This window comes from Spiroplasma endosymbiont of Polydrusus formosus, from assembly GCF_964263245.1.
Lineage (GTDB): Bacteria > Bacillota_I > Bacilli_A > Mycoplasmatales > Mycoplasmataceae > Spiroplasma.
In genome coordinates this window covers 1,052,404-1,071,283 of the sequence record NZ_OZ181656.1, presented here as the reverse complement: position 1 = coordinate 1,071,283, position 18,880 = coordinate 1,052,404, and the positions used below count along the sequence as shown (strand labels likewise).

At 23.6% G+C, this 18,880-nt stretch carries 17 protein-coding genes; 7 read left to right on the top strand and 10 right to left on the bottom strand.

The window, feature by feature from the left end; genetic code table 4:
- Positions 1–1,824: 1,824 nt before the first annotated feature.
- The 3 genes from ACE38S_RS05550 to ACE38S_RS05540 form a co-directional block, all read right to left on the bottom strand.
- Entirely contained in the window at positions 1,825–2,112 is a 288-nt protein-coding gene (locus ACE38S_RS05550; RefSeq protein ID WP_374696750.1) for a hypothetical protein, read from the bottom strand.
- A 574-nt stretch (positions 2,113–2,686) separates the two neighbouring features.
- On the bottom strand, positions 2,687–2,833 hold the full coding sequence (locus ACE38S_RS05545; protein WP_374696749.1) for a hypothetical protein: 147 nt from the start codon (positions 2,831–2,833) through the stop codon (positions 2,687–2,689).
- Between the two features lie 820 nt (positions 2,834–3,653).
- Positions 3,654–5,036, bottom strand: coding sequence for an Mbov_0401 family ICE element transposase-like protein (locus tag ACE38S_RS05540; protein ID WP_374696748.1), 1,383 nt, complete (start codon positions 5,034–5,036; stop codon positions 3,654–3,656).
- 594 nt (positions 5,037–5,630) lie between these two features.
- Here ACE38S_RS05540 and ACE38S_RS05535 point away from each other — a divergent pair.
- The 5 genes from ACE38S_RS05535 (at position 5,631) to ACE38S_RS05515 (ending at position 7,328) form a co-directional block, all read left to right on the top strand.
- Complete coding sequence (locus ACE38S_RS05535) at positions 5,631–5,819, top strand: hypothetical protein (RefSeq protein ID WP_374696747.1); 189 nt, start codon at positions 5,631–5,633, stop codon at positions 5,817–5,819.
- A 106-nt stretch (positions 5,820–5,925) separates the two neighbouring features.
- Entirely contained in the window at positions 5,926–6,060 is a 135-nt protein-coding gene (locus ACE38S_RS05530; RefSeq protein ID WP_374696746.1) for a hypothetical protein, read from the top strand.
- Positions 6,061–6,347: 287 nt separating this feature from the next.
- Positions 6,348–6,539: a hypothetical protein gene (locus ACE38S_RS05525; protein ID WP_374696745.1), complete on the top strand. Its 192-nt coding sequence runs from the start codon at positions 6,348–6,350 to the stop codon at positions 6,537–6,539.
- A gap of 269 nt (positions 6,540–6,808) precedes the next feature.
- Positions 6,809–7,120 (top strand): ankyrin repeat domain-containing protein, encoded by a 312-nt coding sequence (locus ACE38S_RS05520; protein WP_374696744.1) that lies wholly within the window; start codon positions 6,809–6,811, stop codon positions 7,118–7,120.
- Positions 7,089–7,328, top strand: a complete 240-nt coding sequence (locus ACE38S_RS05515; RefSeq protein WP_374697156.1) for an ankyrin repeat domain-containing protein — start codon at positions 7,089–7,091, stop codon at positions 7,326–7,328. The genes ACE38S_RS05520 and ACE38S_RS05515 overlap by 32 nt, the downstream gene beginning before the upstream one ends.
- Positions 7,329–8,025: 697 nt before the next feature.
- Here ACE38S_RS05515 and ACE38S_RS05510 read toward each other — a convergent pair.
- From ACE38S_RS05510 to ACE38S_RS05500, 3 genes are all read right to left on the bottom strand, one after another.
- Positions 8,026–8,187: a hypothetical protein gene (locus tag ACE38S_RS05510; RefSeq protein WP_374696743.1), complete on the bottom strand. Its 162-nt coding sequence runs from the start codon at positions 8,185–8,187 to the stop codon at positions 8,026–8,028.
- A gap of 35 nt (positions 8,188–8,222) precedes the next feature.
- Positions 8,223–8,540, bottom strand: coding sequence for a thioredoxin (gene trxA, locus ACE38S_RS05505; protein WP_374696742.1), 318 nt, complete (start codon positions 8,538–8,540; stop codon positions 8,223–8,225).
- Positions 8,541–8,737: 197 nt separating this feature from the next.
- A complete protein-coding gene (locus ACE38S_RS05500; RefSeq protein WP_374696741.1) occupies positions 8,738–8,905 on the bottom strand; it encodes an HAD hydrolase family protein in 168 nt (55 codons plus the stop codon).
- Positions 8,906–9,491: 586 nt separating this feature from the next.
- On the opposite strand from ACE38S_RS05500, the gene ACE38S_RS05495 reads away from it, so the two are divergent.
- A complete protein-coding gene (locus ACE38S_RS05495; protein ID WP_374696740.1) occupies positions 9,492–9,758 on the top strand; it encodes a hypothetical protein in 267 nt (88 codons plus the stop codon).
- 105 nt (positions 9,759–9,863) lie between these two features.
- Positions 9,864–10,061 (top strand): hypothetical protein, encoded by a 198-nt coding sequence (locus ACE38S_RS05490; protein WP_374696739.1) that lies wholly within the window; start codon positions 9,864–9,866, stop codon positions 10,059–10,061.
- Positions 10,062–10,147: 86 nt separating this feature from the next.
- Here ACE38S_RS05490 and ACE38S_RS05485 read toward each other — a convergent pair whose 3' ends face one another.
- The 4 genes from ACE38S_RS05485 to ACE38S_RS05470 all read right to left on the bottom strand — a co-directional run bounded on the left by ACE38S_RS05485 (position 10,148) and on the right by ACE38S_RS05470 (position 18,295).
- Positions 10,148–10,564: an HIT family protein gene (locus tag ACE38S_RS05485; RefSeq protein ID WP_374696738.1), complete on the bottom strand. Its 417-nt coding sequence runs from the start codon at positions 10,562–10,564 to the stop codon at positions 10,148–10,150.
- 736 nt (positions 10,565–11,300) lie between these two features.
- A complete protein-coding gene (locus tag ACE38S_RS05480) occupies positions 11,301–11,474 on the bottom strand; it encodes a hypothetical protein (protein ID WP_374696737.1) in 174 nt (57 codons plus the stop codon).
- A gap of 3,752 nt (positions 11,475–15,226) precedes the next feature.
- Positions 15,227–16,162 carry a 1-phosphofructokinase gene (gene pfkB / locus ACE38S_RS05475; protein WP_374696736.1) on the bottom strand — a complete coding sequence of 312 codons (936 nt, stop codon included), beginning with the start codon at positions 16,160–16,162 and terminating at the stop codon, positions 15,227–15,229.
- Positions 16,163–16,231: 69 nt separating this feature from the next.
- A complete protein-coding gene (locus tag ACE38S_RS05470; protein WP_374696735.1) occupies positions 16,232–18,295 on the bottom strand; it encodes a fructose-specific PTS transporter subunit EIIC in 2,064 nt (687 codons plus the stop codon).
- Between the last annotated feature and the right edge of the window lie 585 nt (positions 18,296–18,880).

Sequence of the window (18,880 nt, the reverse complement as noted above, 5' to 3'; positions counted from 1 at the left end):
TACCAAACTCGTTTGAAAATAATTTTTTGTTAATTTTTAGTAATTATCTCCATATGTAATGTTGCTAAAATAGTATCCTCGATTGGATTAGATCATTCGGTAAATTAAATATCTTTAATATTTGCAACCATAACTTTATCAATTGTTTTAATTTTGGTAATATCAGTAGTAATATCAAATGGGCCTTGAAAAACATCTTTGTTATTTTTAGTTCCTATTTTGGGATGGTTATTGTTTACTTTTGGTTATGTTACTAAATCTGAGATGATAGTTTACAATAATTTTAATCATATTTATGTGGACTTTCAAATAAAATATAATTATGAAGAAAGTAGGAATATAAAAATGGGGAATAAATTCATCGGTATATTAATTTAAAAAACAAATTGTTTTACTTTATCAAAATGGCAAAACAATTCTTGAAATTTTTAAATAATATAAGGTGTAAAAATCAACTATATATCAGTTAATTGAAAAATTTCATAATTCTGGATTTTTTAAAGCAAAAGATAATCGCACTGTTGAAGAAAATTAACTTGATTGCCTTGCAAAAAGAATTAATCCAATTACTAATGAAAAACAACCCTTTAAAGCAAGTAGTGCTAATGGTTGATAAAAAATAGAAATTATTAACAATAATAAAGAAAAATATTCCATGCGAAAAATTGGTCAAATAGGATCAAAATTAAAGATAGTAAAATTAACATATTACTACCAAATTAATAAATACGGCTATGGTTGATGTTAATAATTATGAGCAAAAAGTTATCAGCGCATTTAATGCCAATCGTAAAATTTATGGGTCTTATAAAATTAAAGCTTTTTAAATTAGAAAGATATTATCTTATCGCGAAGAAAAATTCACCAAATTATGATTAAAAATTAGTTAGTATCTAAATATACCAAATTAAAATATTGTAATCATAAGTTGGTGGTTAATAACGACGAAATTAGCAACGTTTTAAACTGTGAATTTAATAATTAATAATATAACCACAAAACCCAATGAAGTTGTTGTTAGTGATTGAACATATGTTCAAGGTGGTGCTAAATGACATTTGATATTATCCTTTGTTTGTTGATTGAATTGTTTAATCGTGAAATAATTGGCTATAGTGTGTCGAGACAAACAAAATAGTACAATTAGAGCAATAAACCTTTTATTCAATTACACAAAAGACCATTAAAACAAATTACGTTATTTCATACTGACTGGAGTAATGAATTTAAAAATAAAATCATTGATAATATCTTAAGTACTTTTAACACCAAACGATCATTAAGCAATAAAGAAGAGGGGCTATCCTTATGATAATGCTGGGGCTGAAAAAATTTACAAAAGTTGATTGTATAAATAATTATATGGTAACTTATAAAATTTAAGAAATTAGAACGCTTAAAGCGTTTCACTTACATTTTTATTTTAAATAAAACTATTTTATTGTCAATATTTATCTCTTATATTTTTCATTTTTAGTATTTTTACACACTAAAAATACCTTTTGTTTAATTTACATTTTTAAAAATAATAAATTAAAAACTAAATACTTAAATTTTAAACTTTAATAACTTCAACTAAATTATTTTTATTAACTACAATATTTTTCATTTATTTATTATTTTTCATATTAGTTTAACTATTAATTTTAATCATTGAAGCAGTTAATAAATTATTAAAAGTTCTTTTATTATATATTTCGCTTCCTCTACCTTTAACACCTTTTACTTTGTGTGAAATATCACCTTTCATATGACAACCAATATTATTAGAAAGATTTTGATTACGAATACCTTTTTAATTATTTTTAATGTATTTAATTGTTTTTAATAAATAATTTCGTTTATTCCCAATAATATTGGTAAAAGATAATTTAATAAATCTAATAACTCATCATATTTGCCATTATAAAAATAGTGTTTTGCTACATTATATTTTATTTTTTGCATTTTATTTCTTTTTCGATATGATCATAAATGTTCAAATTTTTTAAATAAACAATACTTATATAAAGTTACATCAATAATATTATTTTTAAATTCTTTCTCAATATAATTTGCACCATTACACAAAACTAAAATATTTGTATCTTTTTTAATATTATAACTATGCATTAATTCAATAACTTTATTTATAAATACCTTAATATTAATTAAATTTTTAATTTTATGAGGAATATTATTAATTTCAAAAGTACCTTTTTTATCTTTAATTACTGATATTTTTTCGGTTGATTTTTCCTTATCTAATCCAGTGTGTACAATAGAAACTAATATATGTTCTTTAATTTTTCTTTGGTTTTATCATATAACATGGTTTGAAGTGTATCATCAGCTTGAACACATAAAGTATTTCCACAGTATACTATCTATTTTATTACTTTGATTAATATGAATATAGTCAATTTTACCTAAATCAATATTTTTATAAATATTTGATATTGTCATATCACTAACTTTTGAATTCAAAACTTTATCTATAACACCACCATATCTTTTTCTATCCGCCATAAATTATAATATTTTTTCTCAAAATGAATTTTCTGTTCTTTGTCATTTTTTAATTTCCAAATATACGTCTAACAAAAAACATATATATTTCTTTTTAAAATTTCATCAAAATAATAGTATCTTCTTCCCGTAATAGTTGTTCGTCTTTTTTTTATTAAAGTTTTACTTTTTGTTTATTTTATTTTGTATTTTTGATATTGTGGATCTTTTTTGTTATTTTAAACAATTCATCATCTTTTTCAATTAATTTTTTAGTAATATCTTCAATATATTTTTTATCATTTTCTTTTTCATAATCTTTAAAAAAGTCAATATTTGTAATCATTTTAGCATTTCCATTTTATGATTATTATCAAATAATAATCACATACTAACTCCACTTTAAATATTTGTCAAATTAATTTTAATAAAAAAACAAGATTAATAATAATTTTGTAAAGAAGACGACGATGATTAATATTGGATAATTAATATTATTAACTATCTTAATTTTTATTTAAAAAAACAGATATGGCTATCGCCCTGTATATATGTATTGAAAATAAAATAAATATAATTTAAAAAATAAATAATATTAATTATTTTAATAAGTGATGCAAGAAATCTAATAATCATTCCAATTTTCCTGCTTTTCTAAAATATATTTAAAAGTTCTTGTATATATAATGTAAATAGATCTTGATAAATAAAAAGTTTTAAGATAAGAAAGTAATATAAATAATATATATTAAAAAACTTTTATAATTATCAGGCACAATTATAATAACTTATGATGCAGTACCATCAGTTATTGAAGCAGCACCTAATCGAAAACACATTATTAAAAAAACAAAACAACAAAAATAAATCAACTACTCCAAAAACGCAATATGACCAACAATCTTAATTTTCAATAACTTTAGATAGTAAAGTTGACATTATTGAAAAAGAAATTACTTTAAATGGACCGCGTAAAATAAACGTTTGGTGATATTTTATTTTAATAAATATTTATCTATTAAAATAAAATTTCTAAGAAAAAGATAAATTTATCTTTTTTAATTATTTTAATAATAACATAAAAATAATAATTTACAATGCAAAAAATAATAATTCGCAAATTATTTAATAAATTTATTTTAAATTATTAATTTTTACTTTAAATTTTAGACAAAACTTTGTGCTTGGTGATTAAAATTTTTATTTATTAAAAATTGTTGATTATGATTATCTTCATTTTTAAAATAACAATCATATTCTTTTTCATTTTTTTTGTTTAATTTATTAAGATAAAAATCAATTAAATTAACACCATCTTCTTTCGCCATTTTCATTGCAATCATATTTTTAAAAACTTTTTCACTATATGATTTAGCACCATAGCCTTTTAATCATTTGACATTATGCGAAATTTGCGGTTCAGTACAAGACCCCATATATCAATCTTCTTTATAAACTTTGATACCTTCAAAATTATTTTTGATATATTTAATGAAATCTTTGATTTTATCTTTTTTATCTTTTAAAAATGGATATTCTTTAATATTTTTTCTTGTATTTAATTTTTTTAAATATTTTATTGCTTCACCAGGATTGCCATTTTTAAATAATTTATTCATATCTCAATAAATTTGTTTTCTTATTTTTTCATTATCAGTTAAATTTTTAGTAAGTTTTCTTATTCGATAAGGAAATATTGTTTTTAATTCTTTCATTAAATGAAATTGATCTAAAATAAAAATTGCCCCAATTTCATTAGCAAATTTTTGGATTCATTTTGCTCCATCCCCAGCTAAAGTTAAATTACAATTTTCAATATTAAAATTTTGATTTAAAAAATATAAAAAAGAATTTTTATATTTTTTAATAAGATAATATTTGTTTTTTGTTGATTTCATAACAATAAAAATTTTTTTATCTTTTAGAACATTTTTACTTTTAGTGCTTTTTATTTCATCATATCCAGTATGGAAATATGCTGTTCTAAACATATTTTTTTCTATTTTTCTATATTTTGTTAAATTACTAAAAGAATCATCAACTCCAGCATACAAATATGGTGTTTTAACATTTATTTTTTCTGTCTTTGTTTTTAATTGTTCTTTAAATAATTTATCTCATTCAATCTCTTTATTAATGTTTGTGATTGTCATTTTTGATATATTTAATTTTGGGTACATATCCATAATATCTCTTTGTCTTTTAGCACTATCCATTAATTTTAAAATTGCTATTTTAATAAAAATACTAATTCTACTTCATTTTTTTCTGCTGATTTTTTTATCAAATAAGAAAACAAATTCATATTTATTATTATCTTTATTGAAAAAACAAAATAATGTTCTAAAAAAGGTAACATCACCATACTCTGTTTTTTCTGTAAACGATCTTTTACCTCACATAATATAACCATTTTTACCATTACAATTTTGTTTTCTTAATTTTTGATCAGTTTTTTCTCATTCTTCTAATATTAATCTTTTCCCTACTTCATTAACATCAATATTTACTTTTTTTCTAAAATTAATAGTATTGAAAATATTTAACATATACTTATATTCCTTTTTAATCATTAAATGATATTACAATTTTATAATGATTAAAAATTAATGTCAGCAGTTTTATTACATTATTTTTATCGATAGAAATAGAGAAATTAATTAACCTTCTTATCTTTTTTTCTTTTTCTTTTTCACTAGTTATTTAATAAATAACTTTATTATTTTTTCTCATTTAGGTAGAGTTTCCCTTAGGTATAGTTTAGTTAATCACTTGCAACTACTCTTCTGCCCCATGTAGTACTAATTTAATTAGTTGATTAACCTTATCAGATATCCCTCCCACTTCGTTTATTTTTAAGTGTTCCAGCTTGACCACTTACCCTTTAACCATTGCAGATTAAAGATTTATCCCCAAACCACTATAACTCTTTTATATTGCCTAAAATAATTGCCTACATTGTGTCGTAGCGGTACGGCTCCCCTATATTAGTTTATACTCACTTTTCTGGAGCGACGACATACCAGATAGAAGAGTTTATATTTAGTTATTTTTGCTATTATTTTCTTAAACTAAGCAAGGTTAACGACAATTTTAACCCAATTAAAAAAGATAGAATTTTATATCTATCTTTTTCTTATTTTTTGGAAATTTTTCCCCAAACGTTTATTTTACGCGGTCCTTTAAATGAAAATTATTATGAAAATATTCAAAAAATTTTAAAAGAACTTATTAAAAATAATCAACTTGATCCGTTACGAATGACAAATAACAAAGGAATTATTAAAACAGATTATTTTGAAACACAAGATAAAAAATGAACGAGAAGATAATATTAAAATTATTGAAAAATTAGATGAAATTTTATAATTACATAAATTTAATGAAAATAAAATAAGAATTTTAATCTTAATTTTAAAAAATGCTAATAATGAAAATATGAAAAACTATCAATGAGATGATGTATTTAATGATGTATTTAATAAAATAAATTTAATTATTGAAATTAATATAAATACAATTAAACATAAAAAAATCAAAGAAAATAAAATAAATGAAGAAATAATAAAATAATATTCAATAAATGAAAATTAAAAATATAATTTAAATTATAATGGTTAATATCAAAATAAAGGTTTAAATGCTGTTAATCAAAATATTGATTTTACTAAAAAATATTTAAATGAAACAATTAAATATTTATCACAATGTACTAAAGAACGGGCTGAAAAATCAAAAAAGTTAGAATAATTATAAAAATCTCCACGCACCTACACACAAGAAATATATTTAAAAATTAAATAATTACAAAAAATAAAAGATGATTTTTAGTGGGAATTATTTTTATTATAAGCGAATCAATGCGATTTGTTTCTGATCATATTTACTTTGATTATTATAAAGATAAAAATAAAATAAAACTAGTTGAATTTAAAAACATTCCTGAATATATCCAAAATATTATTAATTCTACAAACAATAATAAAATTCAATGAAAATATTATTATAAACAATTAATTGGTGGACAAAGGGTATCTAGTAAATATTTATAAGAAGAAAGAAAGAAAATTTTTTAAATATTTAAAAATTGGGATTATTGTTTCTAAATTTATTTTAATTTCAAAAAATTTAAAAAAACTAAATAAAATTTTAAAAAAACAAATATATCAAAAATAAAATTAAAAAAAATAATTATCGAACCTGACTTTAATGAAATGTTCAAAAACTTTTTAAAAGAAAAATTATCAAATTAAAACAAAATATTTTAAAAAATAAGCAGAAATAATATTCTTAGATTATTTTAAAAAAATTTTTAAAATAAATGAAAAAACAATTGAAGAACAAAAAAAGAAAGCAAAAAAATATTACTGGATTTCAATTTGTTGAATCAAATAAAAAATTTATAATTATGAAACAAATAATTTTGCAAAATTATTTAAATATTTTTAGTTTAATTTTATTTAAAAACCTCATAATTATCAATGTAAAAAATGAAAACAGTGAAAATCTCCTACATATTGCAGCAGAAAATAATAATATTGATATTATTAAATTATTACTTGCAAAAGGCATTGATGTTAATGCAATAAACAAAAGATGATATTACCGTCCCAAATATTGCGGCAAAAAATAATTATATTTATATTGTCAAATTATTACTTGAAAAAGGAGATAAAATCGAGATAGCCAAAACAAATGGAGATAATGCTTCTTTACATTTTGCGGCAGAAAAAGGTCATCTTGAAATTACTGAATTATTACTTTGCAATAAAGCTAATATAAATGTAACATCCAATAATGGCGCTACTCCTTTGTATTATGCAGCAAAAGTAATTGTTTAAAAAGTTATCCGAGCCCAGATATGTTTACTGATGAACAAAAACATAACGTTGCTAGTTTTATGACTTTACAATATGCTGATTTAACAATTTGATCAATTATTGTGGAGGGATTAAATAAATTGAAGATATTTCTTTCTTTAGTAAAGATCAAATTGTTAACCCAACAAAATGGCACTTATCTTTAGTAATGTTATTTGGATATTGTGATAGTAAAATCACAAGAACTAGTTTCCCCGCTTACGGGTTGTGGAAGATAAATTTGTCACTATTTTTTAAAATTTAATTAATAAAAATTTTACGAAAAATAGTTTAATAACATAATTAAAACATCTTTGAAAAAAATTTTGAATTATTAGTTTGCTTACTAATATCCTTTTTATATTAACCAAAGTTAACATAACCATTCCGTTAATATGATATAAAAAAACATTGACAGTTAAATAATAGTGATTTATTGCAAATATTCTTAGGGATTTTAATTATTATAATTTTAGCAATGTTAATTACAAACTGAATCCTTGTTAAAAACCCTTTATGAAAACTAAATATTACCAAATAATTAATCCCTTAACATACTAACATTTATTTTTCAAATTATTACCAAATATACCCATTTACAATCATAATATAATGACTGTATATTGTACTTAAAGAAAAAGGTTTTTATTCTACTTGCAACAATTGACATTAACTTTGATTATGCCTTAATTGCTGCTGTTGTGTTTTTAATTTTATTTTGAATCTTTCCCAACGACTTTTTCTTTTTTTCTGTTTCTTTGCGAACTAAGATTTTCGCTGCTTTTTTCTCCGCCATTAAACGACGACGTTTTTTCATTGACATTGCCATTTTATTATTCACCTTCTTCTTTTTAATTTTATTAATAAAACTTTAATTTAATTTTTACTAAATAAATCTTGTTTAATTTCATTAGCAGTTACAAATCCTATCTTACGTTTTAATTCATTTCCACTTTGAAAAACAATTAATGTCGGAATTGATAAAATCTCATAATCTTTAGCAAGATCTTGTAGAACATCAACATTAACTTTAATAAAATTAACATCATCAAGGGTTTTTGCTAACTCATCAATTATTGGAGCAATCATTTTACATGGTCCACATCAATCAGCATAAAAATCAACTAACGTTAACTTTGTATCACTAATTGTTTTTTTAAATTCATCAATATTTTTTATTTCTTTTATAGCCATCTTTATTTTCTCCTTTATTCAAATCTCTTGCTTTTTTATCATATCATAAAAGTGTTGTTTTTTAAAAACTGTTGCAAATATTTTTATGGGCCATCTTCGCGATTTAATAATGTTGCTTCATTGGCCGTTTTTTTAATTAATCAATAACATTACCAAAAGCAATCCCAACTTCCGCTTGACGAATTAATTAAAAATCATTATAATGATTCTCTAAATGAATAGGTTTGACTAATATTAATCCTAATATTATGCGATAAAAATCGCAGCGCACTACCTTTTGAAATTGCTTGTAAAATTATTTCAAAAACACGATTATTATATTGTGTAATATCTAATTGCAGTAATAATTGGCGTAATTTTTGCATTAATTTATTAGCAACATTGTAACCTAACTATTGATAAGCAATAACACTAACGTGGTAATGTCTTCGGTAATATCGGTTATCTTGATAATAATTTGATATCTTGTTCGCATTATTTTTAATCATTGATTGGCAATCATTTTTGTTATTTTTGTTTTGTTTTTTATTTCCTGAGTTGTAAAATTAAATGGGACAGTTAAACAAATAAAAATATTGTGTTAAAATCCAAATTTAAAAAAGGATAAATAACACAATGTATCAAAAAATAACAATAGAAAAATTAATTTCAATCCAACAATATCAAAATTTTAATTATTAAATTAGAAAAACAGTTTATAAAATAAATCAAAGTAAAATAACTGTCCATAAAATTTATAAAATGTTGGCCGCTGATTTAAACTCAATTGAAATTTATGAAAATAGTAATAAAAACAAAAAAAGTCAGTAGCAAACAAAAAACATTAAATAAAATTTACCTCGAAATTATTAATTATTTAGTTAATTATTAACACTACTCACTAGATATTATTACAAATATAATAAGAAATATTGACAAAAATTTTATCTGTTCAAATACCTTATATATAATATGTTTAACTTTTCTCGTTATAATTTTAATAAAGAAAATTTATTAAGAAAAGGTAAAAATAAACCACATAATAAAACAGAAAACCACATAAAAGTTAATAATTGTTTGACAATTATTAAACGTAATATTGAATTTCCAAATATTAAAGCAATAAATGTTTTTGGTCATCTAGAAGGAGATACTATAGTTGGTGAAAACCATAAAACAGCAATTATAACTTTAGCCAATATATGATTTAAAACATCAATCCCGTTAGTAACTAAATAATAGCAAAAGCAAAGATGTCATAGAAAGTATAATAAAATTTATTTTAAAAAAACCATCTGGCACAATAAAAACAATTACATTTGATCGTGGTAAATAATTTATTAGGTGAAAAAATTTGAAAATATTTATAAAATAAAAGTTTATTTTGCTGATACTGGTTGTCTTGGCCAAAGAGGATTAAACGAAAATAATAATGGAATTTTGAGACGAAGTTTACCAAAAGGAATAAATTTATCAATATTTTCTCAATATTACTTAAATAAAATATCATTGAATTTATTTTCAATGCTAAAAAATCATTAAATTATAAAAATTCATTGGATTTAATATAAAATATTCAATAAAGTGTCTCAAATATATTTACAATTAAGGTATTTAAAAATACTTTTTTATTCTAAAGTTAATATTGTTTGGATTTCTGCTAAATCACGTAATTTTCTTTGATCAACATTAAGTTTAAAACTATATCCTTCATCCTTTTGATATTTTGGAATAATGTGTAGATGATAATGAAAAACTTTTTGAAAAGCTTCACTTTTTTCATTACTAACATAATTGATACCAGCTGGTTTTAAGGTTTGATACATTTTTTTAGCAATTATTTTGCCAACTTTAGCAACCTCTGCTAAATATTCGTCATCAGTGACACTATAATACTCAAAATGTTTTTTCGTAATTACTAAGGTGTGACCATCGCTATTGGGAAAGACATCTAAAAAAGCATATACAAGATCGTTTTCATGAATTTTTTTACTTGGTTTTTTTTGAGCAATGATGTCACAAAAAAGACAATTACTTTCGTTCATATTAATTTCAGCTCCTTATTACCATTAATTATAACAAACTTATATTGAAAAGAATAGTGAGTTAACTTTATCCCATTAAAAAAGAAGATTTTAGACTGCACACCAAAAAGTAAGTAAAATAAAAATTTAGCAAAATTTTTATAGGGTGCATTTTTATATAGCAAAGAAAAGGACAAAAATATAACAAATATACATCAGAATTTAGAACAAAAATAATTAATGAAATTAAACAAAAAAGTTATTTAATAGTAGCAAAACAATATAATCTAAATTAAAATACAGTATAATCTTGATTAGCAAATCATAAAAAAGAATTTTAAACACTAAAAAGGGCCAAAAAAACCATTTGGAAAAAAGATTTAAATTATTACAAAAATTAGGTATGAATTACTAAAAAACTCTTCCATGACTTTTACAATTAAGCAAACTAGGGGTATTCTCTTGGATTAACAACCATTTTTAGGACACTTTTATATTGACTGTTGTTTTTATATAAATTCAACAGGGTATTAAATAATTTAAACTACCGTGAATTCGAATATTGTTATATCAATGCACAAAGTTAAATAATTTGTATTTTAATTGGGTTAAATTTATAAATTTTTGTTCCTTGATAAATTATTTTTTAAAACTTTTGTAAATTGTTTCAGCCCCAACATTATCATAAAGATAGCCTTTATTGCTTAATGATCGTTTGATGTTAAAAATATTTAAGGTATTATCAATGATTTTATTTTTAAATTCATTGCCCCAGTCAGTATGAAATAACGTAATTTGTTTTAATGATTTTATAATTGAATAAAAAGTTTCTTTGCACTAGTTGTATTGTTTTATTTGTTCGAGAACTATAACCAATTATTTCACAATTAAACAAGTCAATCAACAAACAAAAAATAATGTCAAATGTCATTTAGCACCACCTTGAACATATGTTAAATCACTAACAACAACTTCATTGGGTTGTGTGTTATTATTAATTATTAAATTAACAGTTTAAAACGTTGCTCATTTCGACGTTATTAACCACCAACTTATAATTACAATATTTTAATTTGGTATATTTAGATACTAACTAATTTTTAATCATAATTTGGTGAATTTTTCTTCGCGATAAGATAATATCTTTAAAAATTAAAAAAGCTTTAATTTTACAAGATCCATAAATTTTGGCGATTATCATTATAAATGCATTGATAATTTTTTGTTAATAATTATTAACATCAACTATAGCCACATTTATTAATTTGATAGTAATATGTTGATTTTGCTATCTTTAATTTTGATCCTATTTGACCAATTTTTCGCATGGAATATTTTTCTTTATTATTGTTAATAATTTCTATTTTTTATCAACCATTAGCACCGCTTGCTTTAAAAGGTTGTTTTTCATTCGTAATTAGATTAATTCTTTCCGCAAGGCAATCAGTTAATTTTTTTCAATAGTGCGATTATCTTTTGCTTTAAAAGATCCATAATTATGAAATTTTTCAATTAACTGATATATAGTTGATTTTGACACCTTATATTATTTAAAAATTTCAAGAATGGTTTTGCATTTTGATAAAGTAAAACAATTTGTTTTTTAAATTCATATACCGATGAATTTCTTCCTATTTTTATATTCCTATTTTCTTCATAATTATATTTTATTTGAAAGTCCACATAAATATGGTCAAACTTATCGGAACTTATCCATTTTATTAAACAAAATTATCGTTAATATTCAATAAAATTATTACCAGAAGTAACAAAGTTAAAACGTAGTTATTGAGATAAATATAAAAATTATGACAGTAGCAAAAAAGATAAAAAAGCAATAAATGATATTGCAAAAGTATATGAAGAAAATTTAAAACAATTTGAATATCGAATAAGTACTAAATATTTAAATGAAGATTATGATATAAAATATAATTCAAAAAAAGTTTTAATAATTATGATTCATAATCAAATACAACCTGAATATATAAGAAAAATGAGAAGAAAAATAAGTATAAACAGAATAAAGAAAAAAGTTTATTACAAATATCCTGATTTAATTAATTGTAAATTCAATGATATAAAAACAAGGTTTTCAATGCTATATACTGATGTAGCATTTTTAATTTAAAAAGTAGAAGGATATTATCAATCAACAATTATTGATGAATATACCAAAGAAATAGTTGATGTAAAGTGATCTAAATATATACAACAATAAATTAGTAATGGATAATTTAAATTATGCAATTAATAAAATAAAATTGATAAAAAAAGATCTGAATGGCATAATAATTAACTCAGATCACGGATATCAATATACATCCGCTATTTATCACAATAAATGTTTGTCTAACAGTATTATTATTTCAATAAGGAAAAAATACCGATGTGCAGATAATATTTTTATAAAAAGTTTTAATTCATTATTTAAAAAAGATACAATCAATAATAAAATATATAATTAACACGAAGAATATATAAAAGATGTTATAAAATGAAATACATGGTATTAAAATCGTAAAGAAAAAGATATAATTAAAAAAAAATAGTAAATACTTTTTATTAGTAATTACTAAAATGGGTGCAGCCTTATGTTAAAAGATTTATTATAACTTGGTTCATTAAAAAGAAAAAATGATCAACATAATATATCTGAAATAGCAAAAATATTGCATAAAAATCGCAATACAATTAGACGAGAAATAAAAAAATTAAAAGATAATTAATATGACGATAAATTAACACACGAATATTATTTACAAAAACGACAAAAATGTTTTAAAAAATCATCATTATTGTTAAATGTTTTAGAATGAATAAATGAAAAAATATAATAAATTTCATGATTAATCAGAACAAATTTGTAAAAAAATATGAAAAATAGTTTGATATTAAATTTCCAGTATGTTTTAAAACTTTATATAAATATATTAATTTGGGATTTTTAAATTTCAATAAATATAATTTATATTTTATACCATAAAAATATAAAACAAAAAACAAGATTGATAATCACGGGAAAATAAAAAATTTTAAAACTATCGAAGAAGCAAAACATGATAAATATTAATTTGGTTAATTTAAAATAAATACTATGGCTGGTAAAAACCAGAATGTTTGTTTATTTTTAATCAAAGAATTAACCCAACTTAAAATCATTGAACCATTAAAAGAAAAAAATAACAAAATCAGTTTCAAACGCAGTAGAAAGAATTTTTTATAACAGATTTTTCAAAGATAAATGTAAATAAACAATAGCAGATCAAGATAAAAAATTTGCTGATTTAGAAAAAATTGAAAAAAAATAACAAATGATAAAGTTTATTTTTGTGATTATTAAACCCTAACACAAAAACCAAAAATTGAAAGAGCAATTCGTGATTTTAGACATTGATTTTTAAAAGGAACTGATTTAAGTATTTGTTCAAAAAATTATTTTCAAGAAGTTACTAATATATTAAACGATAAACTTAAAAAATCTTTACACTGACTATTTTCAAAAGAACTTTTTATACAAATGTTTAATTTTTAATATAATTACTTTGTAAAAAAACAAATGAAGTTATTAACATTATTGATTTGGCAAATAAACTTAACATTAATATTTCCTTATCCTTAATAACCAGCAATCCTAATATTAATCAATTATATAGCATTAAACATAAAATTTTATTTGAAGTTCATACCAAAGAAAATAGGCATTTTCCACCCTTATCTTCTAAAATTGTTCAAATTTTAATATATGATATTATATTTCACAGTTTATTAAAAATCCATCCAAATTTATAATATAAAATTAAAGCAGAAAACACAATCACTAAATAATACAATATAAGTGCTAATAAAAATAAAGACTCTTTTAATTAAGAGTCTTTATTTTTATTAATTACTAAACATTTTTTCATATAGTTAAAATAACTATCATAATATTGAACTACACCAGAAATCGCTAAATCAACTTTAATGACCACAGCTGTTAAATAAATAATCCGATCACAAAAACGTTCAATTTATTCCATATTATGGAATATCAATACAATTATGCGTTGATTAGTAATAATCTTTTGTTCTAAAAAATGAAAAATAACTTCTTTCACAGCGATATCTAATCCAGTTGAGACTTCATCTAAAATTAATAATTGTGGCTATGATGAATAATTGATAATAAAATATTTAAACATTGTTGTTATCCTTGCAATAACTTAACAATTTTTTTCTTAATAACGCTTGTTAATTAATAAGTAGTAAGCAATTGTTTAATTTCAGCAGCTGTTAATTTTAATTTAAAAGTTTTACAACAATACTTAATCATATCCATTGGTGTTAAACCTGGCAGATATTGTGAATTTTGAAATTGCATGCCAATCATTAAATTTGGCTTATATACAATTTCGCCCCACACCGGCTTTTCGAAAATCCAGCAATAATCTAACTTAATGTTGTTTATACCATCTCCGTTAGCCTTAATTAATCCAATTTTTATGTTGGTAAGTTGTTAAATTAACATTCTTTAAAACATATTTTTGGTGATATTTTTTACTAATAGCTTTGACCTATAAGGTATAATTACTATAAAACATCCTATTTTAAAATAAATTCTTTTTTATTCTATCATTAAATAATACAAAGCATAACTATAGCGATATAAAAATAAAAATGATATTTATAAAAATATCATTTTTATTTTTTAAAGACAGTAATCTTAATTTGTTTTTTTAAACTTTCCACTACTGCTTGTTCAGCAATTCCTGGACTAAAAGCAGTTGCTGAACCAGCACAAATTCCAGTTAACAAAGCTTTTTGATAATCTTTGATTGCTAAATAAGTTCCAACAAAACCAGCAACCATTGAATCACCAGCTCCAACTGAATTAATTAATTGGCCCGTTGCCGCATTACCAAGATACACATCTGTTGGAGTAATTAAGATACCGCCATTTTTACCACTACTAATTAAAACGTTTTGGGCCCCTTGTACTTGTAATTTTTGACCTAAAGCAACAATTTCAGCTTTTTGGGTAAATTTATAATCGGTTCCAAATAATTCATTCAATTCATCTAAATTTGGTTTAATTAAGAATGGTTTTGCCTCTAAAGTTGATAATAATATATCTTTTGTTGCATCAACAACAAATAGAATTTGATTTTCACAACAATAAGTACTAATCTTTTGATATAAATCAAATGGACAATTTTGTGGTAACGAACCAGAAATAATTAAACAATCATTCTTTGTTACTTCTGTTTTAATAATTGTTAATATTGCTGCTATATCATTGTCACTAATTACAAAAGCAATTCCGTTTAATTCGGTTTCTTGCTTTATTTCTAAACTTTTAATTTTTATATTAGTTCGCGTTTTACCTGCAACCTCATGAAAACAAGCAACAACATTTTGCTTTGCTAAATAATGTTCAAACATTTCTTTATTATCGTGACCCAAAAAGCCCAAGGCAGTAGTTGAATATCCTAAATGTTGCAGCATCGCTGCAACATTAATTCCCTTTCCCCCAATAATTTCATATTCTCTAACAGCTTTATTTGTTTCTCCTAACTGAAAATTAGATACTTCAATTACTCGATCAATTGCAGGATTTAATGTTAATGTATAAAACATCTTTTTACTCATTTCGTTCTTATTTTAGTATTATAAAAACCCAAATAATTTGGGTTTTTATGTTTTAAATTAAACTTCTAAAGTAATTTTATTGTTTTTAACATCGTGCATTCTTCAAAAACCAAGAATTAATACACTAACAAAACTTCCGATAATTAAGGCAATAACTGAAATTAACACAGCAACCCCAATTGAAGAACCATGATTAGCAATCGTAAATCAATTTTTACCATTATCTTGAATTTGTAATAATGGAAAGACAAAAATTCCGCCATGTGGTGATGCTAATGTTACCCCAAAACCACTCACAATCGCTCCAGTAATAGCGCTTCCAGCCATAATTGAAGGAATTGTTCGTTTTGGATCAGCAGCAGCAAATGGAATTGCCCCTTCTGTAATAAAGCAGACTGCTAAGAAATAGTTTGTATTTCCTTGTTCAACATCTTTTTTTGTTCAATATTTTTTAAACATTCTAGTACATAAGGCTAAAGCTAGTGGTGGAACCATCCCAGCTAACATTGCAACAGCCATAAAAACTGTTCCCCCATTAGTTGCACGAATTCCTGCATAAGCTGTTTGCGTTGCATCAATCGTTAAGGTTCCAAAAACATATGCGGCTTTATTAATTGGCCCACCCATATCGGATGCCATCATTAACCCAATAATAATTCCAATTAAAGAATTTAAATTATAATCAGCAATGGCTTTTAATCCTTCACTTAAACCTCAGTTTAAATATCCTAATGGAATATTTAATCCAAACATTAAGAATCCGGCTGCTGATGCTGTTAAAATAGGAATTAAAACAATATCTCGCACTCCTTTTAATGATGGATGGAAACGAGCAAACCCTTTTTGACATCCATAGACAACAAAGGCCACCAGATAACCACCAATCAAAGCACCAAAGAACCCTGAGTTAAAGTTTGAAACTGAGTCTGGGAATAAGCGCCCTCACGTGTTTGCTCATCCTGTTTTGGTTGAAGTATCATATAAAATTCCCGGCGCATTTGCAATTAACCCCGCTGTCATCCCTGGTAATAATCCTTGTGGGCCAACAATTGAGTAACAAACATAAGCTCCTAAAATTGGGACCATCATTCCAAAGATTACTTTTCCTAATCCTGAAAATCAAGCAGCAACATCACGGGTTACCCCAAAGTTACCACCAGAATTACCAGAGTCTAATAAGAATCCAATTCCCAAAATAATTCCCCCAGCAACCACAAATGGCAGCATTCGTGAAACTCCACCAAGAAGGTTTTTGGTAACATCTTTAAAGTTTTTTAAACTTAATTCTCCAACTTCTTCACTATCACCTTTGCTGATTTTACCAACTATTAAACGTTTTCCGTTTAAGGCGTCTTGGATTACATTTGAACCATGGTAGATGATATCTCTTGTACTTGTTTCTAAATAAGAAATCCCTTGCAAACGATCCATTCCCGTAATTTTTTTATCAATTCCAAGAATAATTGCTTTCGCATTGGCGATATCCTTGGTTGTTAACACATTTTCATTGCCACTCCGCCCTTGGGTTTCAACTTTAATTGTTAAGCCCATTTTTTTAGCGGCTTCTTCCATTTTTTCCTTAGCCATATAAGTATGAGCAATTCCAGTTGGACAAGATGTAATCCCAACAATATCATAATGACCATCAGTCTTAACTTTCTCATTCTCATTAATTGGTTCGGCAAAAGCTGTAATAATATCAGCAAAATTTTTTGCTGCTCGAACTTGGTTCACAACTTCACTTTTCCCTAAAAATCCAGCTAATTTTGCCAAGGTACGTAAATGTTGTTCACCTCCTTTGATTGGGGTTATAATCATAAAAATGATATCAACCGGTTTATTATCTAAACTCTGTCAATCAACAGCTTTTTCTAATGTCATAATCGCAATTGCTGGTTTTATAACAATGCTACTTGAACAATGGGGAATTGCTAAACCATCACCAACTCCCGTTGGACCTTCTGTTTCTCGTTTTTCTAAAGCTTTAATTAATGCCGCTTGGTCGGTAACTGTTTCATTATTAACTAATGCTGCTGCTAATGTAGCAAATACTTCATTTTTATCTATCGCAGAAGTTTTTAAGATTGTTGTCTTTTCAGTAAAATAATCAATTATTTTCATAATTTTTATTCTTCTATCCTTTCTTTGAACTTATAATGATTTCAACTTCTGAATGAGAAGCGAATTTTACTAATGATTTGATGTTAAATTTTGATTAATCCACAAAAATATAACTATTGGTTGCTTTTTTAATAACTTCAACTTTAATCATTTCTTTTTATGAATCATTGGTGCATAAATCTTTCCCACCAATACCATTCACTCCTAAAAAAGCAAAATCAATGTGATGCTTTTGTAAAAAAAGGGGTTTAATAACTATTTGCTTCTTGTTTTTGATTAAAGTCCTCGTTTAGTGCTTATACTTACCACCTAAAACACAGAAGGACATCATTAAACCCCGCTAATGCTAATAATTAAACACAGAAGATTGAATTAGTAATAATTACTAAATCATTTGCTGGTTGTAAAAATTTAATTAGGGCTAAGATTGAAAACACAACGTCTAAGTAAAGACACATTTTGGTTTTAATTTTTGCAACTGCTTAACGATCACTTAAATATTTTTATTCAACACGCAATGCGTGTTGAATATTTTCATTTAATTATTAATATAACCGAAATTAACAGCCATTTTGCAATTTAACC